The sequence below is a fragment of the Gilvimarinus japonicus genome (genome assembly GCF_042847215.1).
In the GTDB taxonomy this organism is placed as follows: domain Bacteria; phylum Pseudomonadota; class Gammaproteobacteria; order Pseudomonadales; family Cellvibrionaceae; genus Gilvimarinus; species Gilvimarinus japonicus.
The window spans coordinates 606,484-628,503 of sequence record NZ_AP031500.1 but is presented as its reverse complement, the minus strand read 5'-3'; the positions used below and the strand labels follow the sequence as shown (position 1 = coordinate 628,503).

The window sequence follows — 22,020 nt, the reverse complement described above, 5'->3', positions numbered from 1 at the left end:
GATGACCACCCCTGGCGACGTAGGCCCAAAGGACACGCTATACATAGGCCTCATGTCCGGCACCAGTGCCGATGGTATTGATGCGGCACTGCTCGCCATTGGTGAGGCGAGCATTCGCCTCATCGCTCACCACAGCTTTGCTTTTGACGCCGTATTGCAACGAGAGATCCATGCCCTTTGCGAGCCCGGCGCCAACGAAATAGAGCGCGCCGGCGCCATGGACACTCGCCTTGGCGAATTATTTGCCGAAACAGCCAACGCCTTGCTGCGCAACTGCGATTTGCCCCCCAGCCGTATTCGCGCCATAGGCAGCCATGGGCAAACTATTCGCCATCGCCCCCCCGGTAACACTCCATCGCCTTTTAGCTGGCAAATTGGCGATGCCAATATTATTGCCGCCCGCTCAGGCATTACCACCGTCGCTGACTTTCGCCGGCGCGACATCGCGGTGGGCGGCCAAGGTGCACCGCTGGTGCCCGCCTTTCACGCCGCCGTGTTTGCTCACCCCCACATTAACCGGGGTATTATTAACATCGGCGGGATTGGCAACATCAGCTGGCTAACCCCAGCGGGGGAGACATTAGGATTTGATACCGGCCCGGGCAACGCACTGATGGACGGCTGGATTTTGCGCCACCAAAGCCTTGCCTATGATGCCGACGGCCAGTGGAGCGCCAGTGCAGCACATAGCCCAGAGCTACTGGCGCAGCTACTTGAGCACCCTTACCTGAGCCTGCCAATTCCCAAAAGCACCGGCAGAGAAGACTTCCACCTGAACTGGCTAGACCAACAACTACAGGGGTTTAGCTCACTTACGCCGGCGCAGGTGCAAGCAACCTTGGCGCGCTTCACGGTTGAGAGTATCGCCCGCCACATCCAGCGCTGTCCAAACTCTGAGCTAGGCGGCGAGCTTTATATTTGCGGGGGCGGCGCGCACAACACTCACTTAGTAACAAGCTTAGCCGCTCGACTACCAGCATTTGAGGTCATGACCACTGCCGAGCTGGGTATAGATCCGGATTGGGTCGAGGCGGCCGCCTTTGCTTGGCTGGCACATCGGCGCCTAGAGGGACTGCCGGGAAACCTCCCCAGCGCTACAGGTGCGAGCAAACCCGTCCCGTTAGGCGCGGTCTACCCCGCTTAAACGGGGCTCGCGCGCCTTTAAAAGAGGCGCTTTAGATCGAGAACGATGAGCCACAACCGCAGGTTGTCGCGGCATTGGGGTTGCTGATAACAAATTTAGCGCCCTGCAAGCCTTCGCTATAGTCTACGTTAGCGCCTACCAAATAGGGGTAGCTCATCGCATCAACCACCACTTTGACACCGTCTTTTTCCACCACGGTATCGTCCTCGGCCGTCACATCGTCAAAGGTAAAACCATACTGAAAGCCTGAGCAGCCACCGCCGGTTACGTACACGCGCAACTTAAGGTCATCATTACCCTCTTCTTCAACCAAGCTTTTCACCTTGGCGACGGCGCCCGGGCTAACGTAAAGCAATGCAGGGGTAAAAACTTCAGGGGTGGACATGATAAAACTCCAATAGGTCGGGGCAGCGCCCCAGTGATCTGCAGGGCATTATCCCAATACCAGAGTAAAACAGTCAACTATTACTGTTTTAGCTGGCGGGAATTTCATCGCCTTCGGCCGCCTCAAAGGTGCTGGCATCAGTGCGGGCTGAATCACTATTTTGTTCGCCATAAACAAGCGCGCCATTAACCTGCGAGCCTTTCACCATCTCAATAAGCTGGTAGTGCACATTACCTTCTACCACCGCTTTGGACGCCAGCTCGACGTGCTTGCTGGAGAACACATTACCCACGACTTTGCCGTTGATGACGACGCGAGGCACACGGATCTCGCCTTCGACCACCCCCTTCTCGGCAACTACCAGCTTGGCATCGCCGCCGTTTTCAACCAACACATTACCTTGCACGGTGCCCTCAATTTGCAGGTCGCCCGAGAAGTGAATATCACCCACGATACGGGTGCCTTTGGAGATAAGAGTGTGATTGCTGTTAAACGCCATAGTCTTAATACCACCTATCGTTATAGGTATTTGATTGTAACTATTCAACTCACAGCCAAGGTTGCGCGACAACCTAAACTGTTATCGGGAGCGCTGAATAATTACATTGATTGTTATAAGTCCCGCACCCGCCAACTAACGCTTTTTTTGGCTTCGGCGGCATTTTTACCGGTAGATTGGGCCACTAGCTCAATTTTTTCGGGCTCAAAACCTTCGGGCAACATCATATCGCCCTCAATATTCTGAAAATATTTAAAGCGCAGCTTGATGTCGTTATCATCGACCTCATCGGACACCTCGTAAAGCGCCAGACGTTCTGACTCGCCCGCGCGGCGCCCCACGAGAGTAATCTCTATAGCACCACTGATCACCGAGTGCTGCGTCGCCAGCTGCTGTACCACGAATTTATAATTAAAGTGGCGAGGCTCATTGCGCGCGGTTAAAGACACTTCGCCTATTTTTAAACCGCTCGCTTCATCGCCTGGCGCCATTAAGCCGCGATAAAAACTAATATCGGCCTCAAGGCTAGCAATCTGCTCACGCAAATCTATCACCTCGTTGCGGACACTGTCGTTAGCTTGGCGATCAACTTCGGATGAAAGAGTTAAATTGGCAACTTGTTGGCGTAGCTGCTCGGCCTCTAGGCGGCTGTCTTGCAGCTGGCTACTTAACTGGTCGCTCTCGCCCAAGGCAAATGACTTACCGCCCAGGCCCATCCAATAGCCATACAAGTAACCACCACCGGCGGTAGCAACCAATAACAGCAATACCAGCAACACCAGTGCAACGTTGCGCCCGGGACGGCTGGGCACCACCTTCATCGAGTACTGCTTACTGCCTTTTACCGAGCTCAAAACACTCGCTCCTTCATAACCACACCATAATCACGGTAACAGTGCCACAACATCCAAGCCCGCATTTTCGGCTAAGCCAAACATAATATTCATGTTTTGCACCGCCTGCCCCGAGGCACCCTTGGTGAGATTATCGATAACTGACAAGACGACGATTGTATCGCGCTGCTGGGGTTGGAACACGGAAATGCGGCACATATTAGAGCCTTTTACCGAGCGTGTTTGCGGGTGCACACCGGCCGGCATGACATCCACAAAAGGCTCATCGGCAAAGCGCTCTTCAAACAACGCCTGCAAGTCTGGCAGCGTGTTAGCGTCCAGTGCACGGGCATAAGTGGTGGCGTGAATACCGCGGATCATAGGCAACAAATGTGGCACAAACGTCACTTGCGCCGGCTTGCTGCCCGCTGGCTGCATATCCCGCAGCGACTGCTCGATCTCCGGCAAATGCCGGTGCCCGCCCGCGCCATACGCCTTAAAATTATCGCCAGCCTCAGTCAGCAAAAAGTCGACTTTACCCTGACGCCCTGCGCCCGTGGCACCGCTGGCGGCATCGATAATCAAATGCTCGCTATCGACAAGGTTTTGCTCCAGCAAAGGCAGCAGGCCAAGCTGAATAGCCGTGGGGTAACAGCCGGGGCAGGCCACCAAACGCGCCTGCTTAATAGCCTCGCGCTGATACTCAGGCACACCATAAACGGCCTGGCTGATAAGCTCGGGACAACCGTGGGTTTGGTTATACCAACGGGCCCATAGTTCAGGGTCGCGGATCCGAAAATCTGCGGACAAGTCGATAACGCGCGTCCCCGTTGCCAGCAGTGCTGGCATCAGATTTTGCGCTACACCGTGAGGCGTGGCAAAAAACACGACATCACACTCACCCAGCGTGGCAACATCGGGCTCGGTAAAGCACAAGTCCACATGGCCACGCAGGTTAGTATAGAGGTCGGCCACAGGAATGCCCGCCTCCGCGCGCGAGGTGATGACGACAACCTCAGCCTCGGGGTGTTTGGACAATAACCGCAATAGCTCGACACCGGTGTACCCGGTACCTCCGACAATACCTACTTTAATCACACTCAGCCCCTCAATTAACTCAACTCACGCCACTTTCTAATAACATTATGGCAACTGCGCAAAAGCCCCCTATCATAAGAGCCAGCCGCTCAAATTGCCAGCCGCCCACGCTGCGCCGGCGCGCCACAGCTGGCATAATACCGGCTTTACGATACCACCGAGGGAGCCCATGCTCTGGATCAAAGCATTTCATATTATTGCGGTTATCTGCTGGTTTGCGGCGCTGTTTTATCTACCACGGCTATTTGTCTACCACGCGATGAGCGACGATCTGCCCAGCCGCGAGCGCTTTAAAATCATGGAGCGTAAACTGTATCGCGGTATCGCCACGCCATCGATGCTGGCGACGCTTATCCTCGGTGGCGCACTGGTGCATTATCAGTGGGACTTTATCAAAGCCACCTACTGGTTTTGGTGCAAGCTCGCTTTGGTCGTGCTACTGATCGGCTATCACCACATGTGCGGCGCCCACGTGAAGCGCTTTGCCCAAGACGCCAATACCCGCAGCGCTCGGTACTTTCGTATTTTTAACGAGCTGCCGGTACTCGTTTTAGTGGCGATTGTAATTTTGGTGGTGGTTAAGCCTTTTTAGCTTGCAGGCCCCGCCTTTGTAGGCGGCAGCCTTGTGCTAGACTCACAACACGCTATCGTTTTGTGAGGTAACCAGCCATGTCGGAGTTTAGTGACCGCACTCCGGTCGTGCTCTCGCTATCGAGCCACGACCCGAGTGGCAGCACAGGGATACAGGCGGATATCGAAACCGCCATTAGCTTGGGCGCCCACTGCTGCGCCGTGGTCACCGCCTTGTGCGCTCGCGACACACGCCAGCTTGTTGACCTTGCCCCCACCCCGGCCGATTTACTCATCGAGCAAACCCGCGCCATCTTGGAGGACATGCCAGTGGCTGCGATCAAACTTGGCTACTTTTGCCGGGTTGAGCAAATAGAGGCCATCCACAGTATTTTACGCGACTACAGTGACCTGCCGGTTGTTCTCGACCCGGTTGCCTCGCTGTCTATTGCCAACTCATCGGCCAGCCATTTCGACGATGCCGAGCAAATTAGCAGCGCCATGAAGTCACTCTTATTGCCGCTGGCCGACGTCATTACTCCAGATATTGTCGAGGCCCATCAATTAGCCAGGCAGGCCGATACGGTCGACGCCTGCGGACAAGAGATCCTGACACAGGGCTGCGCCGCCGTTCTCATCACCGGCGCCCGACGCAACGCCAACGATTATGAAAACCGCCTGTACTTGCCCCGCCGTCCGATGCGCTCGTTCTGCTGGCCGCGCCTGAGCCTGTTTAGCCACGGCAGTGGCGCCACCTTATCGGCCAGCATAGCGACCTATCTTGCCCACGGCTTACTGCTCAGTGATGCACTTGAGCAAGGCCAACAATTTACCTGGCAGTGCCTCAAAGCGAGCCGCCGATTGGGAATGGGGCACAGCATTCCCAACCGACTCTACTGGGCCGAGCGCAACGGCAAACATCAAGGGCGCTTGCATTAAGCGAATAAAAACCGGCACAGCAAAAAGATTTTGCGAAGGACCAGCCTCACCAGTAAACTGCGTCCATGACAAGGCTCACCGCTTTAACTCACCCACTTTACGCTATTACTGACAGCGCGAACTTTCGCGAGGCACGCCTGTACGCTGTAGTAGAGCAACTGCTTGAGGGCGGCTGCCAGCTACTGCAATACCGCGACAAGACCACCGACCATGCGCGCCGCCGGCGCGAAGCTGGCGTGCTAGCGCAGCTGTGCCAACACCACGGCGCCGCTTTGATAATCAATGACGACATCGGGCTCGCCCGCCACTGTGGTGCGCAAGGCGTACATCTCGGGCAATCTGATAGCACCCTAGCACTGGCGCGACAGCGGCTGGGCAGCGACGCCATTATCGGAATCACCTGTCACGCCAGCATCGCCTTAGCCGCCAGCGCCGCAGCCGGCGGCGCCAGCTATTTAGCTTTTGGCCGTTTTTTTAAGTCACAGACAAAACCACAAGCGCCCGCCGCGCCGCTTGAACTTCTCGCCACCGCGCGGGCCCGATGGCCCGAGCTACCCAGAGTTGCCATCGGCGGTATTGGCCTTGCTAACGCGGCACAAGTGTTAAAGGCGGGCGCGGATTACACCGCTGTTTGTCACGATGCTTTTCACAGCACCGACCCCTGTGAATTTGCCAACCGCTTTACCTCTCTTTTACCCAGCAGCCCCCACCGGGCTCCATCGATCATCACCCTAGGAGCGCCTAATCCATGACTCGTTCAGAAACCCTCTTTCAACAAGCAAACCAGTGGATACCCGGCGGCGTCAACTCGCCGGTTCGCGCTTTTAAAGCCGTTGGCGGTACTCCGGTGTTTTTTAAAAGTGCTGAAGGCGCCTACATTACGGACGTCGACGACAAACGCTACATTGATTACGTCCAATCCTGGGGCCCAATGATTCTGGGCCACAGCCACCCCAGCGTGATTGATGCCGTTATCACGGCGGTTAAAAGCGGGCTGACCTTTGGCGCCCCGACGGAGGCCGAAACCACCTTAGCCGAGCTGGTGTGCGCGCGCGTACCCAGTATGGATCAAGTACGTTTTGTAAACTCCGGCACCGAGGCCACCATGAGCGCCATCCGCCTCGCGCGCGCTTACACCGGTCGCGATACCATCGTTAAATTTGAAGGTTGCTACCACGGCCACAGCGACTCGCTGCTGATTAAAGCCGGCTCCGGCGCCCTTACCTTGGGCGTACCCAGCTCGCCCGGTGTACCTGAAGTACTAGCCGCACATACAGTAACGCTTAACTACAACGATGCCGACCAGGTACGCGAGTTTTTTGCCGAGCGCGGCGAGCAAGTCGCCTGTGTCATCGTCGAGCCGGTGGCGGGCAATATGAACTGTATTCCACCGGTTGCCGGCTTTTTAGAGACCCTGCGCGAGGTGTGCGACGAGCATCAGAGCGTCTTGATCTTTGACGAGGTAATGACCGGATTTAGGGTAAGTGCCAGCGGCGCGCAAGGGCGCTACAAAATCACCCCCGATTTAACCACCCTCGGTAAAGTCATCGGCGGCGGCATGCCGGTAGGCGCCTTTGGCGGCAAGCGCGACATTATGAACCATATCGCCCCGAGTGGGCCGGTGTACCAAGCGGGCACTTTATCGGGTAACCCAGTGGCGATGGCCGCCGGTATTGCCACCCTGCAAGAGCTTAGCGCAAGCGACTTTTATCCCACGCTATTTGCCAAAACTGAGCGATTAGTAAAAGGGCTAGAGCAGGCAGCGGCCGATGCCGGCATCGCGATGACCACCAATCATGCGGGCAGTATGTTTGGCTGCTTTTTTACCCAAGAGAAAAAAATCGAGAACTACCGCCAAGTCATGGCGTGCGACACCGAGCGTTTTAATCGTTTTTTTCACGGCATGTTGGAGCGGGGCGTGTATTTGGCGCCGGCCTCCTACGAGGCGGGGTTTATGTCTCAAGCCCACACCGACGCCGACATCGATTTAACCATCAGCAAAGCTGCTGAAGTTTTCGCGACGCTTTAATTTGCGCCACCTATAACGTCATTACTCAGTGCTTCGCCGTCAGTACTGGGTAATGACTTTATCGGTTAGTCTTGTTGTTCATCGGCCTTGGCCGCTAATGTTTCGATATCTTCGAGCGCCTGAGGCGAGGCATCAATAATACTAAAGCCCGCCCAGTGCTTACCATTATCTTCTGCGTTACGCGCCCACAAACAATCCACTCCCAGCTGAATACTGTTGCGCTCGTTAACAGGCTCGGATAAGTGCAAATCAAGACGGTACAAGCAGTCTTCCTCAAAGGGTTGATCGCCAATAACCATCAAGCCTTGACTGTGCAAGTTGACGACACGACCAAGATAGGCATCGCGGGTGTTGTCGTAAACATCGATACTTTGACCAACCGAGCTGCGCTTTGTCGCGCGGCCATCGGCATCAGGTGATAATGGATCTGCCATAAGTTACTCGCGTTCCAGCAGCTCACCCGACGCGCGGGCATTGAGGCTGTGATAAATGTTTTCCAGGGCGCGCTCGAAAAATGGCTTAGCACTGCCAGCAATCACACGCAGCTTACCCGCAATCATCTCGCGCGCCAGATGCTGCGCCGAGGTCATAGACACCTTGCGCCCCTGCTGATCAACCAACATATAATGCATTGTCTTGTGGTTATACCACGCCACTTTTATACGCTGACCTTTGTCGTTTTCCAGCCATGTACCGAACTCAATTAATTTAAGCTTTTCAATTAACTGCGCTTCCTCGGCGGTGACTTGGCGATCATCCTGCTTCACTTGGCCGGCTTTTTCCGCCGCCATTTTTTCGAGCTTGGTGCGCATCGTGTCAGGGGCAGGTTCCACTTGCTGACTCTTAAGCGCCAACCGCTGTAATGAGCTCACCGCATCAATAAGTTTACGCGATTTGTTTTGCTCATAACCGATAGTCTCAAAGCCAGACTGCAAAGTGTGGAGCAGATCACCCTGCACTTCGACTTGTTTCACACGATCCACTTCTAAGGACTTAGGCTCGATGCTCCACAACAACTGATTGGCAACGCCTAAAGCCTGCTGATAACTGCCCGAATCGGCCCCGTAACGCAAAATAATAAACGATAGATAATCGGACCAAGGCAGTAATAGCAACAGCAGAATCGGCGAGGGTAGCGCTTTACCGTCAATGCAGGCCGAGATGTCGCTATTAACGCGAATTTTAGCCTCGCGCAATTTCTCTTCACCACGGGCTTTTTCCAGCGCACGTTTTTCCATCAACTCTTGACGACGCGACACGTTGCGCGCATAGGAGCTAAACTCTAACCGCGCCTCGGCAAACACTTTTACATCGTTAACAAAGTGCTCCAACACATGAAACACAGTCGTTTTAATTTTCTCAAAAATATTGTACTGACTTGAGCCATCGTTACCCACCCAGCGGCTACCTGCTTCGGCCATTTGGTTTAACAGCATTCGCGCTGGATGATCGACATTATCGAAGAACTCTTTATCGATAAAAGCCAATTTTAGTACCGGGGTATGCAAATAACTGAGCAACGCTTTAACTGAATCAGGCAGCTGCTCATCGTTAAGAATATACGCAAACACCAAACCGACTAACTCGATGGTGTTCATATCATCTTCTAAAACATCACCCGCGCCCTGCTTTTTAAGCTCGGTAACTAGCTGCTCCGATACCGCTGCCACAGCCAGTGGCTGTATGTCGCTTGCCTGCGCGTGTTGCAAGCCTTGCGTTGAGCTCGCCATCTGCGATTGCAGCACCTGAATGGCACCCACAACCTGAGTCGAGCCGCCACCAGCCGATGCCGGACCCGCCGCGCTACCCGGGCCTGAATGTAAAGGTTGCGCTGGCGCCACACCACCACTGGGCGCACCGTTACCGGCAGGCACATCTCTTGTAGGCACCCCGGAGGAAGGCGTAGCCGCTGCCACTGCGCCGCCCAAGTGTGTTTGCAACAGGCGAATCGCACTAACCAAGCCTTGCTGATACTGTTGCGGCTCACCGCCCACACCAGGATCAAAAAGCTTGTCGGTTGCTCGCCGCCGCGGGCTACCGGGCGCAGCTTCAGGCTGTGACTCCGGAGCAGCTTCTTGCGAGCTCGACTGTTCACCTGTATCTGACTCACTTGGCTCAGAGGCCTCTGGCACATCGCCGTTATTACCAGCGCCGGCTCCGCCAGCCGAATAGCGTAAATTGGGCAGAATCCCCTCGGCAATTAGCAGCTCATTAAGGCTTTGGTAAAGCTCGCCCATAGGCTTGATTACGGCCTGCTCAAACTGCTTATAGCCAAGTACCTTGGTGCGGGCATCGAAGCTCAGCTCTTGCAGAACCCGCCGCAAACTATCGCAAAATTGGATGGGGCTGACCGGGTTGCTGCGTTCATCAATTTTACGCCCACCGTGCAACAGCGCTAAACGCTGATGCAAAGCCCAGAGGATGTCGGCAAATTGCGAGTCGGCTCGGTGCGAAATAGAGGTGATCGCAATGGTCTCTTCAAGCTCGGCATTATCGACCAGCGACAAACCAATATTTTGGCTAAATCGCTCTTGGCCACTCGCCACATTAAGCTGCCGCTTCGAGAAATCGGCAAAGTTTTGTTTTACGTTACTTTGAAACTGTCGCAGGCAGCTTTTGCCACTGCCCTGCAGCTGCTTCACAAGCTCGGCCAAGGCAATCTGCTCTTTGTTGGATCGCGCATGCTCTTCGCGCTTTTCAACAGATGCAATCCACTCTCCCCAAAAGGCGGGGAACGACTCCAGCAAGTAGTCTCGTGTCACCGTTGTGCATAACGTCAGGCAGCGCTCAACTTGCGCCTCAGACAATGTTTCATAGGGGGTGCCGGGGTTGTTCATCGCTGTTTCCCCCCGGCTCTTATCCGTAGACATAGACGTAGTATCCATTAGCTCACCTGCGTTACGGGGCGATGCACGCAATAAATCGAGCCGCCCAGCACGTATCACATCATTGTTCGATGAACAGCTAAATCACCGTTATTTGATTTTGTCCTACAGTATAAGCTAGTCGTATAAAAATCGCACATTTGTGCGCCAGATCACGGCAAATCATGCAACAGCCCTCCGGCACCAAAGCGGTGCACCTCTAACCCTTACGCACCAACTTACATCGTAGATGCGACTAATACGACCTACCGCCACCGGGGCTTCGCCTAAGCTCCTCCCCTCCTGTCGCGCCTCCAGAGCCGATTTACCGAAGTTGGTACTCATATTGCTATTTTACTTCCCGTACCGACATGTCCGCACAATTACTGGTGATCAGGGCATTAACAATTTGGCAAAAATAGAAAGCTAGGGTTCCGGCAGTGTTAAAAGCAAACACTGTGACTGGTCCGAGAGCTTTCGACCTCCGATTTTGGTCGAGGTTACACGGCGGGACAAAAGCCCGGGAGACTTATTGGCCTGATCGCCAAGCGAGTTGTGTGTAACCAAAACTGACCCTTGGAGGTTTGTATGAAAAAGTCCCTCTCTATCGCGGCCGTCGCGCTGCTTCTATCGGCTCAAGCTCAAGCGGCCGACTCCTTTAAAGTATGCTGGTCTATCTACGTCGGTTGGATGCCCTGGGGTTATGGCGCCGAGCAAAAAATCGTCGACAAGTGGGCCGACAAGTACGACATCGATATTGAGGTTGTACAGATCAACGACTACATCGAATCCATCAACCAATACACCACTGGCGAATTTGATGCCTGCACCATGACCAATATGGATGCACTGACCATCCCCGCCGCCGGCGGCGTCGACAGCACCGCGCTGATTGTGGGCGACTTTTCCAACGGCAACGACGGCGTAGTATTAAAAGGGAAAAACTCGCTGGCCGACATCAAAGGGCAGCGCGTCAATCTGGTCGAGCTATCGGTATCCCACTACTTACTGGCCCGCGGGTTAGATACCGTGGGTTTATCTGAGGCTGACGTACAGGTGGTTAACACCTCGGACGCCGATATGGTCGCGCTTTACAGCTCCGGCTCCATTGCCGCGGTGACCACTTGGAACCCGCTGCTGAACGAAATTCTACAACAACCGTCCGCCAATAAAGTGTTCGATTCATCGCAAATCCCCGGTGAGATTATGGACCTGTTAGTGGTTAACACCGACACCCTAAAAGCCAACCCCAAACTGGGTAAAGCATTAGTGGGCGCTTGGTACGAAATCATGGATGCCATGAGCGCGCAAGACGAGGCCGGTAAAGCCGTTCGTACCGCCATGGGCAAGGCATCGGGCACCGACCTCGCCGGTTACGACTCTCAGCTGGCCAGCACCAAAATGTTTTATAAGCCCAGCGACGCTTTAGCGTTGGTTAATAGTGACGAGTTACTAAGCACCATGGAGAAAGTAGCCGAATTTTCATTCGATCACGGCTTGCTAGGGGAAGGCGCACCCGACGCTGGTTTTATCGGCATCGAGGGTCCCAACGGTTTATATGGCAACAGTGCCAATACCAAACTGCGCTTTGACACCACCTATATGCAAATGGCTGCCGACGGCAAACTCTAAAAACTCTCCGACAGCGCGGGGGCAACAGCCCCCGTACGGGACACCATTATGAAACGTCTGGTTAACCTGACACCCTCGCGACCACTTAAAGCCTTATTAGGGCTCGCACCTTTTGCATTAGTGTTATTGCTCTACGTGATCGCCTCTGATGCGCGATTGGAAGCCAACCCAAGTGACAAACTGCTTCCGAGCTTTAGCCAAATGGGCGACGCCATGCACCGGCTGGCGTTTGAACCCAGCAAGCGCACCGGCGAGTATCTATTTTGGCAAGACACCGCCTCCAGCTTGCAACGCTTAGGGCTCGGTGTCGGTATTGCCGCGATCATGGGGTTTATTATCGGTTTACTTACCGGCGCGTTACCCACGCTTAACGCACCGTTTGCGCCGCTGCTCACGGTTATCTCGCTGGTACCGCCCATGGCACTACTACCGATTTTGTTTATCGTCTTTGGCTTGGGCGAGCTATCCAAAGTGGCGCTCATTATATTTGGGGTCGCGCCCTTTATTGCCCGCGACATCCAGCGCTGTACGCAAGAGATCCCCAAAGAACAATTAATTAAAGCTCAAACATTAGGCGCGAGCACTTGGCACATACTGGTACGAGTGCTCATCCCGCAACTGCTACCGCGGCTCATTAATGCCATCCGATTGTCACTGGGCGCCGGCTGGTTATTTTTAATCGCCGCCGAAGGTATTGCATCAACCGATGGTCTGGGTTACCGAATCTTTCTCGTGCGCCGCTATTTATCTATGGATGTTATTTTGCCCTACGTGGCCTGGATCACCCTACTGGCGTTCACGGTCGATTGGTTATTGGCCAACACCAGCCGCTTGTTGTTTCGCTGGCACCATGCGGGGGGCAACTCATGAGCAACGCCAACAAACCTATGCTGCAAATCAAAAACCTCTGGAAAAGCTACGGCGATACAACGGTACTCGAAAACCTCAACAAAAATGTCGCGGCTGGTGAGTTTGTCACCTTAGTCGGCACCTCGGGTTGCGGTAAAAGTACCTTCTTAAAAATGCTGCTGGGCATGGAGACGCAAACCCGCGGTGATTTACTGCTGGATGACCAACCCATCGGCACCGAGCCGGACCAAGCCCGCGGCATTGTGTTTCAGCAGTACTCGGTGTTTCCGCACTTAACCGTATTGCAAAACGTTATTATCGCGCGCGAGTTTGAAAAATCCCCACTGCTGGGTAAATTATTTGGCACACCTAAGAAAGCGCTTGTCAGTGAAGCACGGCAACTGCTAGATCAGGTTGGACTAAGCGCGGCCGAAGACAAATATCCCCACGAGCTATCTGGCGGTATGCGCCAACGCCTCGCCATTGCGCAGGCACTGATTCGCAAGCCGCGCATCCTGCTTTTAGATGAGCCCTTTGGGGCGCTGGACCCAGGTATTCGCGCCGATATGCACGCGCTTATTTTAGATTTATGGCGCGAGCATCAGCTGACTATTTTTATGGTAACGCACGATTTAACCGAGGGGTTTTATCTTGGCACCCGCCTCTGGGTGTTCGATAAAGTTCGCCACGACCCGCAGGCACCCGGCGCCTACGGCGCGCGCATTACTTACGATTTATCCGTAGGCGACATGCCCAGCGACACCCTCAATCAAATTCAACAGTCCCTTAACCCGGCAGACACTTCATCTGCCAGCGCGAGCGGAGAATCACTATGACGTTAAAGACCATCGATTACACCACCACGCTACCCGGTGCCAGCCATTGGTCATTGGAAGTGCGACGCGGCACCGCCATGCGACTGACCGACACCAGTGGCGCCGGTAACCTTGGCATGTTGTTTTACAACCCGCGTAATTTACTGGAGCGCTACAACGCGCCGGACACATTAAAATGCCAGCACACATTTAAATTAACCGCCGGCCACTGTTTGTACTCTGACATGGGCCGCATCTTTGCATCCATTACCGACGATACATTCGGCTGGCACGACACCGTATGCGCTAATAGCAACGCGCAACATATTGCCGAGCGCTGGGGCGCACGCGACTATCAAACCGAACGCAACGATTGGAAGCAAAATGGCTTTGATGCTTTTTTAGTGGAGCTGGCCAAGTACGGTCTAGGCCGCGCCGACCTGGCCGCCAACCTCAACTGGTTTAGCAAGGTACAGACAGATGCGGCTGGTGCAATCGCGCTTGACCAAAGCATCAATCAGCCGGAGGCAGCCGTCACGCTGCGCTTTGAGATGGACACATTAGTCGTGATGCACTCCTGCCCGCACCCGTTAGATAGCTCCGCACAATACCCGCGCGCGCCCATTAAAATTGAGCTAGGTGAAGCTGAACAAATTAACAGTGATGATTTGTGCCTCAACGCGCGACCCGAAAATGCACGCGGATTTGCCAATAATGCGCTTTACCACATCGGCGTTTAGCAGGAGAAACCATGACCATTTTAGCCAGTAAGCTGGACATCAAAACGGCCAGCGCTCGCCATGTTATCGGTGCCGGTGACTATTATTTAGCGCCATTAAAACGCGGCCAAACATTGCGTATTTTAGACGTCGAAGGCAACCAAGCCGCCGACACCTTGTTTTTTAACGCCGATGATCCATCCGAGCGCTACAGCGCCATGGACACCATTCGCGAGCAGGCTCAAGTGTACCTAAGCGCCGGCAGCGTATTGCGCTCAAACCTCGGCAACCCGATGCTAGAGATTACCGCCGATACCTGCGGCCGCCACGACACACTGGGCGGCGCCTGTGCCACCGAGAGCAACACCGTTAGGTACGATTTAGAAAAACGCTGTATGCACGCCTGCCGCGACAGCTGGATGCTGGCCATTGCCGAGCACCCGGAATACGGTTTAAGCAAACGGGACATCACCCACAACATCAATTTTTTTATGAATGTGCCGGTCACCGCCGATGGCGGCTTAACGTTTGCCGACGGCATCTCAGGCGCCGGCAAATACGTCGAGATGCAAGCCAACATGGACGTGCTAGTGCTGATGTCTAATTGCCCGCAGCTTAACAACCCGTGTAACGGCTACAACCCGACACAAGTAGAAATGATTATTTGGGATTCATAAACGTCTGCGCGCAAGCTCATCCAACTTACCATCAAGTGCCGTAGGGGACGACCTCTACTAACCAGCACAGCCCGGGACGACCCGCGGGAGAACGCTCATGTTTAGCAAGGTACTCATTGCCAATCGCGGCGCTATTGCCGTTCGTATTATTCGCACGTTAAAACAAATGAACATCCAATCGGTGGCGGTGTACGCCCAGGCCGACGCTGCCAGCTTGCACGTTAGCTTGGCCGACGAAGCCTATTGTTTAGGCGAAGGCAGTGCCGCACAGACCTACCTCAACCAAGATAAAATCATCGAGGTTGCCACCGAAACCGGCGCTCAGGCGGTTCATCCAGGTTACGGCTTTTTAAGTGAGAACCCCAGATTTGTCACCCAGTGCGAAGACGCCGGCATTGCTTTTATCGGCCCGACGCCAGTACAGATGGAAGTATTTGGTCTCAAGCATCGCGCCCGCGAAGTCGCCGAACAAAACGGCGTACCGCTCGTGCCCGGTACCGATCTGCTTACAAGCTTAGACGACGCCTGCTCGCACGCCAGTACTATCGGCTACCCGGTAATGCTTAAAAGCAGCGCCGGCGGTGGCGGTATAGGCATGAAGCTTTGCAACAGCGAGAGCGAACTGCGCGACAGCTTTGAATCTGTGCGTCAGCTAGGCGCCAATAACTTCTCGGACGACCGCGTCTTTTTAGAAAAGTTTATCGGCCAGGCTCGCCATATTGAGGTTCAGGTTTTCGGCGACGGCACCGGCAACGCCGTCGCCCTTGGCGAGCGCGATTGCTCCAGCCAGCGCCGCAACCAAAAGGTCATCGAGGAGTGCCCCGCACCCAACTTGCCACAAACGGTTCGCAAGCAAATGCACGACACGGCCGCCAGCTTGTTAGCCGCCGTACAATACCGCGGCGCGGGCACCGTTGAGTATATTTACGACGCACTCGATCAAACCTTTTATTTCTTAGAAGTTAACACCCGCTTACAAGTCGAGCACGGCGTAACCGAAGAGGTCTGGGGCGTTGATTTAGTCTCGTGGATGGTTCGTTTGGCCGCGGGCGACTTAACCAACCTGATGGGTGAACACGCAGTACTCGCCCCCAAAGGTCACGCCATTCAAGTCCGCCTGTATGCCGAAGATCCGGTGAAAAACTTTCAGCCTTGTGCCGGCCTGTTAAGTGAGGTCAAGTGGCCCGAGACGTTTCGCACCAACGACAAAGTGTTGCGTATCGACCACTGGGTTGAATCTGGTTTAGAAGTGTCGCCCTATTTTGACCCAATGCTCGCCAAGGTCATCGCCAAAGCCGATAACCGTGATAACGCCATCGACTTACTCGAGCTCAGTTTAAAAGCAAGCTCCCTGTACGGTATTCAAACCAACAAAGCCTACGTAACCGAGCTGTTGCGCGAGGCCATTTTTATTAACGGCGAGATAACCACGCGCTATTTAAACGAGCGTACGTTTAGTGAAGCGCGAATTGACGTACTCACCGGGGGCACGCAAACCACTGTGCAAGATTACCCCGGTCGCAGCGGTTACTGGCACATCGGCGTGCCGCCTTCAGGCCCGTTCGACAACTACGGCTTTCGACTCGCCAACCGTCTGCTCAACAACAGCGCCGATGCCGCCGCACTGGAAATTACTGTACAGGGTCCGACACTGCAGTTTGGTTTTAGCACTCAGTGCGTATTAACCGGCGCCGAGATTGATGCAAAACTCGATGGTAAAGCCATTGCCAGCTGGCAGCCGTTTTCCGTGGCGGCGGGCCAAACTCTAAGCCTTGGTCGCGTTAGCGAGCAAGGTGCGCGTGCGTACCTCGCCGTAGCCGGGGGTATCGACTGCCCCGATTATCTCGGATCTAAATCTACCTTTACGCTCGGCCAATTTGGTGGCCACAATGGTCGGGCATTGCTCGCCGGCGATGTACTTAAATGTTTTACATCGAGCAACACTGAACAAAGCAATAACTTGCCCCCCACGCTTAAGCCCGCGATCGACAACCATTGGGAACTGCGCGTTATTTACGGCCCCCACGGCGCACCAGAGTTTTTTACCCCAGGCGACATCGCCACCTTTTTTACCACCGACTGGGAAGTACACTATAACTCCAGCCGTACCGGTGTGCGCCTGAATGGCCCCAAACTCGAGTGGGCACGCACCACTGGTGGCGAGGCGGGCATGCACCCGTCCAACATTCACGACAATGCCTATGCCTTTGGCACCGTCGACTTTACCGGCGACATGCCGGTTATTCTCGGCCCCGACGGCCCATCGCTGGGTGGCTTTGTTTGCCCCGCTACGGTTATTAGTGCAGATTTATGGAAGCTGGGGCAGTTGCGCGCCGGTGATACGATCCGTTTTTCGCCCGTAACCGTTGCCCAGGCCGTTAGTATTGAAGCTGAACAACAAAATAGTATCGATGCACTAATCTCTACGCCGTTAGAACTTGGAAAAACCGTAACCATTGATGAGCTGCCCACCCCTATCGTTGGCGAGCTCAATGCCGATGAAGTCGGCGAGCAAGTACGCTACCGCACCGCGGGCGATCACTTTTTATTGGTCGAGTACGGCCCGTTGCAACTGGATATTCGTCTGCGTTTTCGCGCTCATGCATTGATGCAGTGGCTGCAAGAAAATGCTTTGGAAGGTATGCGTGAACTCACCCCGGGGATTCGCTCGCTGCAAATTCACTACAACAGCCAGGCACTTTCGCTAGACATGCTACTAACGCACCTGCAAAAAGGTGAGCATTACCTGGCGACACAAATCGCCAACTTAAGCGTGCCATCGCGTATCGTGCATATCCCGCTGTCATGGGATGACGAAGCTTGCCAGCTCGCGATTGAAAAATACCAGCAAAGCGTGCGCCCCGGCGCGCCTTGGTGCCCGTCTAACCTAGAGTTTATTCGCCGTATTAACGGCTTAGACAGCATCGAAGACGTTAAAAAAATCGTCTTTGATGCATCGTACTTAGTGATGGGATTAGGCGACGTTTACCTCGGGGCACCGGTCGCCACCCCCATGGATCCACGCCATCGCCTGGTTACCACCAAGTACAACCCCGCCCGCACCTGGACCGCAGAAAACTCAGTTGGCATCGGCGGCGCCTATATGTGCGTGTACGGCATGGAGGGCCCGGGCGGCTATCAGTTTGTCGGCCGCACACTGCAAATGTGGAACCGCTACCGAACCACCAAAGAGTTCGAACAGCCTTGGCTATTGCGCTTTTTTGATCAAGTGAAATTTTACCCTGTAAGCCGTGATGAGCTAAAACAAATTCGCCAAGACTTTCCGCGCGGACAATACCCGCTCACCATCGAGCACACCGAGTTTAGTTTGGCCGACTACGAGGCAAACATTGCCGCAGCCAGCGCCGAGATCGAAACCTTTAACGCCGCCCGACAACAGGCGTTTGACGCGGAGCTGGCACGCTGGCACCGCGACGGACAATTTAACTTCACCCCCATCGAGCAAACCGATAGCGAAGACGAGCTCGACCTTGCCGAAGGCGACACGCCGGTAGACAGCTCAGTGTCTGGCAGTGTTTGGCAATTAAACGTTGAGGTCGGCGACGAAGTAGACGCCGGACAAACTCTACTGGTGTTAGAGTCCATGAAAATGGAGATCAACATCACCGCACCCATCGCAGGCCGTGTTAAACAGCTGCTAAAAAGCCCTGGCGGCGGCGTTAAACCAGGGCAAACGTTGGTGGTTATGACAGCACTATAGGGTAAAGCCCCTGTGGCAAGGCCAACAGGGGCTTTACTTAAATCATAAATCGTCCTCGCCTGAACACAACACTAGCGATACACAGAAGAGGATCACGCATAAAACTTGACTCACCGCTCATTTTAAACATAATTATCAAACACCCCCCACAGCTAGGGATTGACAAAACAAAAACGACAGGCGGATAAAAGGGAACACGATGCAGGATACTTCGAATAACACTAGGGATAGCGAACTCCCCACAGTTTACCCTCAAGACACGTTTCTGCTTGGATTGCTGCTTCAAGCTAATAGTCACGAAGGTGGCTGGCAAAAATTCCTAGATGCTTTTTGTAGTCATTTTAATCTTCGCAGCACTCATTTGTATATTGCCATCGCAGAGCAACTCGTCCCCATATTTCAAGAGTGTGCTGGCACCCAGCCCTCTGAGATTGAGATGCAAACGTATGTGGCGGACTATTTTAAACATGACATGACCCACCTCGCCATTTTAACCGGCGAACCTCATTCGTGGATCGCCAGCAACTTGATGCCCAATCGCGCCGAGGTTGAGAGCACACCCGCCTACGACTGGAGCCGCAGAAACAATATTCTTTATTGTGCGGGGGCCACACTGTTTCGCGATGCAAAGCACACCTGCGTGTTTATTCACAACCGCTCTGAATTACAAGGCGAATACCAACCCGAAGAGATGATACGCTTTGAAGCACTCTCGCCTTATATAGAACATGCGATGAAAATGCGCATAGAGCTATCCAGCAGCGCCAACGACACAGTGTACATTCGTGCCGCGCTCAATAAAATGCGCGTACCCGTGGCACTGCTTAATGAATTTGGCGAGCTAATCACCCAAAACCAATCAATGCAGGCATTTCTTCAAGAGCAGTCGCAGTTAATGATTGCTGGCGGAACTCACCTGCGATTGCAAAACGAGAATATCAACAAAACGTTTCAACATGCCATTACCCAATCTGTTGCCATCACTAAGGATGTCGACTTGGGCTATAACGAGAAACTCGCTCCGGTCGAGCGCGAAGATGGCACAAAAGCGTTTATTGGGGTAGATTCTATTATCGAGGAGCAGGCGGGCCGATCGACCTTTCGCGGGGCTATGGTGTATGTACTGGCGCCAGAGTTAGTGGGCCATCTATCTGAGCAGTCATTACAACGCATGTTCCAGTTAACCAATGCCGAAGCCCGGGTTTGTCAGCGCTTCTCCCTGTTAGAGTCAGCCAAAGAGATCGCGCAAAAAGAGGATAAATCAGTTTATACCGTGCGGGAGCAACTACGCACTATTTTTGAGAAAACAGGTGTCAGCAACCAAATGCAGTTGGTTAACTTGCTGGCTTCTATCCCCGCGCCAAGGCCTTGCTAAATACGACTGACTAAATTACCGAAAACGCCTAGGTTCAGACGCTCACATCAGGGCATTCCCAACGATTTAAACCCTCGCAAAGAAGTAGCGGGGCCTCTAACGAGGCCCCGCTATCAAGTAACATTTGCGCTCTATCGGTGTTTACTATCTATCGGCAAAGCCGTAGCCGTAAATCAGCTCTTCATCTGAGTCGTGCCATGTGACAACGATAGACGAATCCGAAATAGTGCCATAAAGTTTTCCGCTCGCGCCACCCAGGCCGGAGATGCGCTCACCCTCTGTCACTTCACACGGCACCGAATCGTCCTCGCTAAGCTTAAAGAGGCAACTGCCGTCAGCATTAATTGTCAGGCTCACCTGCACATCTTCGGCTTCAGTATCATGACTACTACCGGTTAAATCGGCAGCCAATTCCTGCCCCGGCAACTCAAACGTACCGGTGACCACCGGAGCACTAGCCGCTGCATTAGCGGTGCGGTCACTAAAAACACTGGACCAAAAGCCGTAGGGCTCACTCGCGCCCTCTGCAAAAATATGATTTAGTTTTACAATCCCATGGAGGCTATTTTCGCCTCTCGCTCCCGCCACTAAATCGTTATCACCTATCTTGTAGAGGTCACAGCTCTCGGAGGCCATCATGCCGCTCTGATGCACGATAGCGCAACCTCCCCAAGTAGGAATAAGCAGGGCGTCTGTTTCAACTATTTCAACTGGCGCTCCGGTGAAGTAGACCACTGTCTCCTTAGTTTTAAGCGACGACGCTCCATACTCGGAGTCGTCCCCTTCACGGACTGCCTTTAGGTACTCGGCTCCTGCCTGCAGACGATCTGACAATTCTAGCGCGCCTTCACTTTTACCCGAGTTTGCCAAAGCATTGACCACCCCAGAGCTTTTGGCGAAGTCTTCCGGGTAGAGATCAAAATTAATAGGGCCCGAAAGCTCGCTAACTTGCTCCGGAATCTGAATGCCATTGCTCCAGTCGTCGTCATCATCCAAGCTTAAAAGCAGCCAATAGACGTTAAATCCCTTAGCACTGATACCGCCAGTAATCACTACCGAGCCTGTAAAAGCTAACGGCGACATCGCTGGTGACGCCCCAATTTGCGGGAGTTCTATCTCCCCCAAAGAAAAGGTCGTTCCTTCATACAGTGAGTCAAACATAAACTCCCCATCTGCGGAAGTAATACCCTCGTGATTCTCATTTTTGTAGCTTAAGCCAGAAATCGCCAGGCCACCAAAGGCCCCGGTTAACGACGGCTCAGACGAGCTGGATGACGACGCAACCGAACTGCTAGACGCAACCGAGCTCGTCGATGACTGCTCGCTGGAGGCCATTGAGCTAGACGATTCTTCGCTGGAGCTAACGGCGCTACTGGTTTGATCACTGGAGGCTGACGAGCTGCTTAGCGACACCGAAGATGACGACTCTGAGGAGGCCTCAGAGCTCACGGTACTGCTGGACGACTCGGAGCTAGCAACTTGAGAGCTCGACGAGCTACTCACGCCAGAATCATCGTCATCATCCGATGACCCACACCCTGCCACCAAGCACACTGCCATAGACGCTATAAATAGGTTAAATTTTTTCACTTTCCTCACCCCTTTTAAAATACCTTTTTCGAATCACATCTCCTTACACAGTCAAACACCCAAGGGCCTGACTACAGAGCTGCGCTGTTCACATCGTAATTCGTCGCCCTTGGCAAACATACCCTCAACATTAGGGGTGCACATTGAAAAGGATTTAGGGTAACGAAGCGTTTTAGTCGCCGAGAAACACCTCAAGCAGGAACCCATAACACAGACCATTGCCTGCTTGAGCAAGAAGTGTGGGGGAAGTATCGGCGAACGTTCTATCAGTAGAGCTAGAG

Annotated in this window: 19 protein-coding genes and 1 riboswitch; of the genes, 12 read left to right on the top strand and 7 right to left on the bottom strand. The window is 53.9% G+C overall.

Annotated features, from left to right (window positions below; all coding sequences use genetic code 11):
• The first annotated feature begins 1 nt into the window (after position 1).
• A complete protein-coding gene (locus ACGHAD_RS02645; protein ID WP_339617895.1) occupies positions 2-1,144 on the top strand; it encodes an anhydro-N-acetylmuramic acid kinase in 1,143 nt (380 codons plus the stop codon).
• 31 nt (positions 1,145-1,175) lie between these two features.
• Here ACGHAD_RS02645 and erpA read toward each other — a convergent pair whose 3' ends face one another.
• The 4 genes from erpA to argC all read right to left on the bottom strand — a co-directional run bounded on the left by erpA (position 1,176) and on the right by argC (position 3,959).
• Positions 1,176-1,529: an iron-sulfur cluster insertion protein ErpA gene (erpA, locus tag ACGHAD_RS02640; protein WP_339617894.1), complete on the bottom strand. Its 354-nt coding sequence runs from the start codon at positions 1,527-1,529 to the stop codon at positions 1,176-1,178.
• An 88-nt stretch (positions 1,530-1,617) separates the two neighbouring features.
• Positions 1,618-2,028 (bottom strand): polymer-forming cytoskeletal protein, encoded by a 411-nt coding sequence (locus ACGHAD_RS02635; protein WP_339617893.1) that lies wholly within the window; start codon positions 2,026-2,028, stop codon positions 1,618-1,620.
• Positions 2,029-2,141: 113 nt separating this feature from the next.
• A complete protein-coding gene (locus ACGHAD_RS02630; protein WP_339617892.1) occupies positions 2,142-2,882 on the bottom strand; it encodes a DUF6776 family protein in 741 nt (246 codons plus the stop codon).
• 30 nt (positions 2,883-2,912) lie between these two features.
• Positions 2,913-3,959, bottom strand: a complete 1,047-nt coding sequence (gene argC, locus ACGHAD_RS02625) for an N-acetyl-gamma-glutamyl-phosphate reductase (RefSeq protein WP_339617891.1) — start codon at positions 3,957-3,959, stop codon at positions 2,913-2,915.
• A 169-nt stretch (positions 3,960-4,128) separates the two neighbouring features.
• Between argC and hemJ the strand changes: the two genes are divergently transcribed.
• From hemJ to hemL, 4 genes are all read left to right on the top strand, one after another.
• Positions 4,129-4,551 (top strand): protoporphyrinogen oxidase HemJ, encoded by a 423-nt coding sequence (gene hemJ / locus ACGHAD_RS02620; RefSeq protein WP_382416954.1) that lies wholly within the window; start codon positions 4,129-4,131, stop codon positions 4,549-4,551.
• Between the two features lie 77 nt (positions 4,552-4,628).
• A complete protein-coding gene (locus ACGHAD_RS02615) occupies positions 4,629-5,468 on the top strand; it encodes a hydroxymethylpyrimidine/phosphomethylpyrimidine kinase (RefSeq protein ID WP_382416956.1) in 840 nt (279 codons plus the stop codon).
• A gap of 65 nt (positions 5,469-5,533) precedes the next feature.
• Positions 5,534-6,220 carry a thiamine phosphate synthase gene (gene thiE / locus ACGHAD_RS02610; protein WP_382416958.1) on the top strand — a complete coding sequence of 229 codons (687 nt, stop codon included), beginning with the start codon at positions 5,534-5,536 and terminating at the stop codon, positions 6,218-6,220.
• On the top strand, positions 6,217-7,497 hold the full coding sequence (hemL, locus tag ACGHAD_RS02605; RefSeq protein WP_382416960.1) for a glutamate-1-semialdehyde 2,1-aminomutase: 1,281 nt from the start codon (positions 6,217-6,219) through the stop codon (positions 7,495-7,497). Before thiE ends, hemL begins: the two co-directional genes overlap by 4 nt.
• A gap of 65 nt (positions 7,498-7,562) precedes the next feature.
• Here hemL and ACGHAD_RS02600 read toward each other — a convergent pair whose 3' ends face one another.
• Complete coding sequence (locus ACGHAD_RS02600) at positions 7,563-7,931, bottom strand: PilZ domain-containing protein (RefSeq protein ID WP_382416962.1); 369 nt, start codon at positions 7,929-7,931, stop codon at positions 7,563-7,565.
• Between the two features lie 3 nt (positions 7,932-7,934).
• Complete coding sequence (locus ACGHAD_RS02595; protein ID WP_390403267.1) at positions 7,935-10,367, bottom strand: DUF1631 family protein; 2,433 nt, start codon at positions 10,365-10,367, stop codon at positions 7,935-7,937.
• A 409-nt stretch (positions 10,368-10,776) separates the two neighbouring features.
• Positions 10,777-10,890: riboswitch (guanidine-I (ykkC/yxkD leader) on the top strand.
• Positions 10,891-10,949: 59 nt separating this feature from the next.
• Here ACGHAD_RS02595 and ACGHAD_RS02590 point away from each other — a divergent pair.
• The 7 genes from ACGHAD_RS02590 to ACGHAD_RS02560 all read left to right on the top strand — a co-directional run bounded on the left by ACGHAD_RS02590 (position 10,950) and on the right by ACGHAD_RS02560 (position 20,149).
• Positions 10,950-11,993, top strand: coding sequence for a putative urea ABC transporter substrate-binding protein (locus ACGHAD_RS02590; protein ID WP_382416966.1), 1,044 nt, complete (start codon positions 10,950-10,952; stop codon positions 11,991-11,993).
• A 48-nt stretch (positions 11,994-12,041) separates the two neighbouring features.
• Positions 12,042-12,863 carry an ABC transporter permease gene (locus ACGHAD_RS02585; protein WP_382416968.1) on the top strand — a complete coding sequence of 274 codons (822 nt, stop codon included), beginning with the start codon at positions 12,042-12,044 and terminating at the stop codon, positions 12,861-12,863.
• A complete protein-coding gene (locus tag ACGHAD_RS02580) occupies positions 12,860-13,678 on the top strand; it encodes an ABC transporter ATP-binding protein (protein ID WP_382416970.1) in 819 nt (272 codons plus the stop codon). The genes ACGHAD_RS02585 and ACGHAD_RS02580 overlap by 4 nt, the downstream gene beginning before the upstream one ends.
• Positions 13,675-14,397 (top strand): urea amidolyase associated protein UAAP1, encoded by a 723-nt coding sequence (locus tag ACGHAD_RS02575; protein WP_382416972.1) that lies wholly within the window; start codon positions 13,675-13,677, stop codon positions 14,395-14,397. Before ACGHAD_RS02580 ends, ACGHAD_RS02575 begins: the two co-directional genes overlap by 4 nt.
• 11 nt (positions 14,398-14,408) lie before the next feature.
• Positions 14,409-15,053 (top strand): urea amidolyase associated protein UAAP2, encoded by a 645-nt coding sequence (locus tag ACGHAD_RS02570; protein ID WP_382416974.1) that lies wholly within the window; start codon positions 14,409-14,411, stop codon positions 15,051-15,053.
• 97 nt (positions 15,054-15,150) lie between these two features.
• A complete protein-coding gene (gene uca / locus ACGHAD_RS02565; protein WP_382416976.1) occupies positions 15,151-18,774 on the top strand; it encodes an urea carboxylase in 3,624 nt (1,207 codons plus the stop codon).
• Between the two features lie 436 nt (positions 18,775-19,210).
• Positions 19,211-20,149, top strand: coding sequence for a helix-turn-helix transcriptional regulator (locus ACGHAD_RS02560; protein ID WP_382416978.1), 939 nt, complete (start codon positions 19,211-19,213; stop codon positions 20,147-20,149).
• Between the two features lie 144 nt (positions 20,150-20,293).
• On the opposite strand, the gene ACGHAD_RS02555 is transcribed toward ACGHAD_RS02560, so the two are convergent.
• The gene (locus ACGHAD_RS02555) at positions 20,294-21,739 is read right to left on the bottom strand and encodes a hypothetical protein (RefSeq protein WP_382416980.1); all 1,446 of its coding nucleotides are present in this window, start codon (positions 21,737-21,739) and stop codon (positions 20,294-20,296) included.
• Between the last annotated feature and the right edge of the window lie 281 nt (positions 21,740-22,020).

Coding starts and splice junctions, on each gene's coding strand:
- ACGHAD_RS02580 (WP_382416970.1), top strand. CDS start 12,860: ATGAGCAACGCCAACAAACCTATGCTGCAAATCAAAAACCTCTGGAAA.
- ACGHAD_RS02635 (WP_339617893.1), bottom strand. CDS start 2,028: ATGGCGTTTAACAGCAATCACACTCTTATCTCCAAAGGCACCCGTATC.
- ACGHAD_RS02595 (WP_390403267.1), bottom strand. CDS start 10,367: ATGTCTACGGATAAGAGCCGGGGGGAAACAGCGATGAACAACCCCGGC.
- hemJ (WP_382416954.1), top strand. CDS start 4,129: ATGCTCTGGATCAAAGCATTTCATATTATTGCGGTTATCTGCTGGTTT.
- ACGHAD_RS02575 (WP_382416972.1), top strand. CDS start 13,675: ATGACGTTAAAGACCATCGATTACACCACCACGCTACCCGGTGCCAGC.
- ACGHAD_RS02585 (WP_382416968.1), top strand. CDS start 12,042: ATGAAACGTCTGGTTAACCTGACACCCTCGCGACCACTTAAAGCCTTA.
- erpA (WP_339617894.1), bottom strand. CDS start 1,529: ATGTCCACCCCTGAAGTTTTTACCCCTGCATTGCTTTACGTTAGCCCG.
- ACGHAD_RS02645 (WP_339617895.1), top strand. CDS start 2: ATGACCACCCCTGGCGACGTAGGCCCAAAGGACACGCTATACATAGGC.
- hemL (WP_382416960.1), top strand. CDS start 6,217: ATGACTCGTTCAGAAACCCTCTTTCAACAAGCAAACCAGTGGATACCC.
- ACGHAD_RS02590 (WP_382416966.1), top strand. CDS start 10,950: ATGAAAAAGTCCCTCTCTATCGCGGCCGTCGCGCTGCTTCTATCGGCT.
- uca (WP_382416976.1), top strand. CDS start 15,151: ATGTTTAGCAAGGTACTCATTGCCAATCGCGGCGCTATTGCCGTTCGT.
- ACGHAD_RS02560 (WP_382416978.1), top strand. CDS start 19,211: ATGCAAACGTATGTGGCGGACTATTTTAAACATGACATGACCCACCTC.
- ACGHAD_RS02570 (WP_382416974.1), top strand. CDS start 14,409: ATGACCATTTTAGCCAGTAAGCTGGACATCAAAACGGCCAGCGCTCGC.
- ACGHAD_RS02600 (WP_382416962.1), bottom strand. CDS start 7,931: ATGGCAGATCCATTATCACCTGATGCCGATGGCCGCGCGACAAAGCGC.
- thiE (WP_382416958.1), top strand. CDS start 5,534: ATGACAAGGCTCACCGCTTTAACTCACCCACTTTACGCTATTACTGAC.
- ACGHAD_RS02615 (WP_382416956.1), top strand. CDS start 4,629: ATGTCGGAGTTTAGTGACCGCACTCCGGTCGTGCTCTCGCTATCGAGC.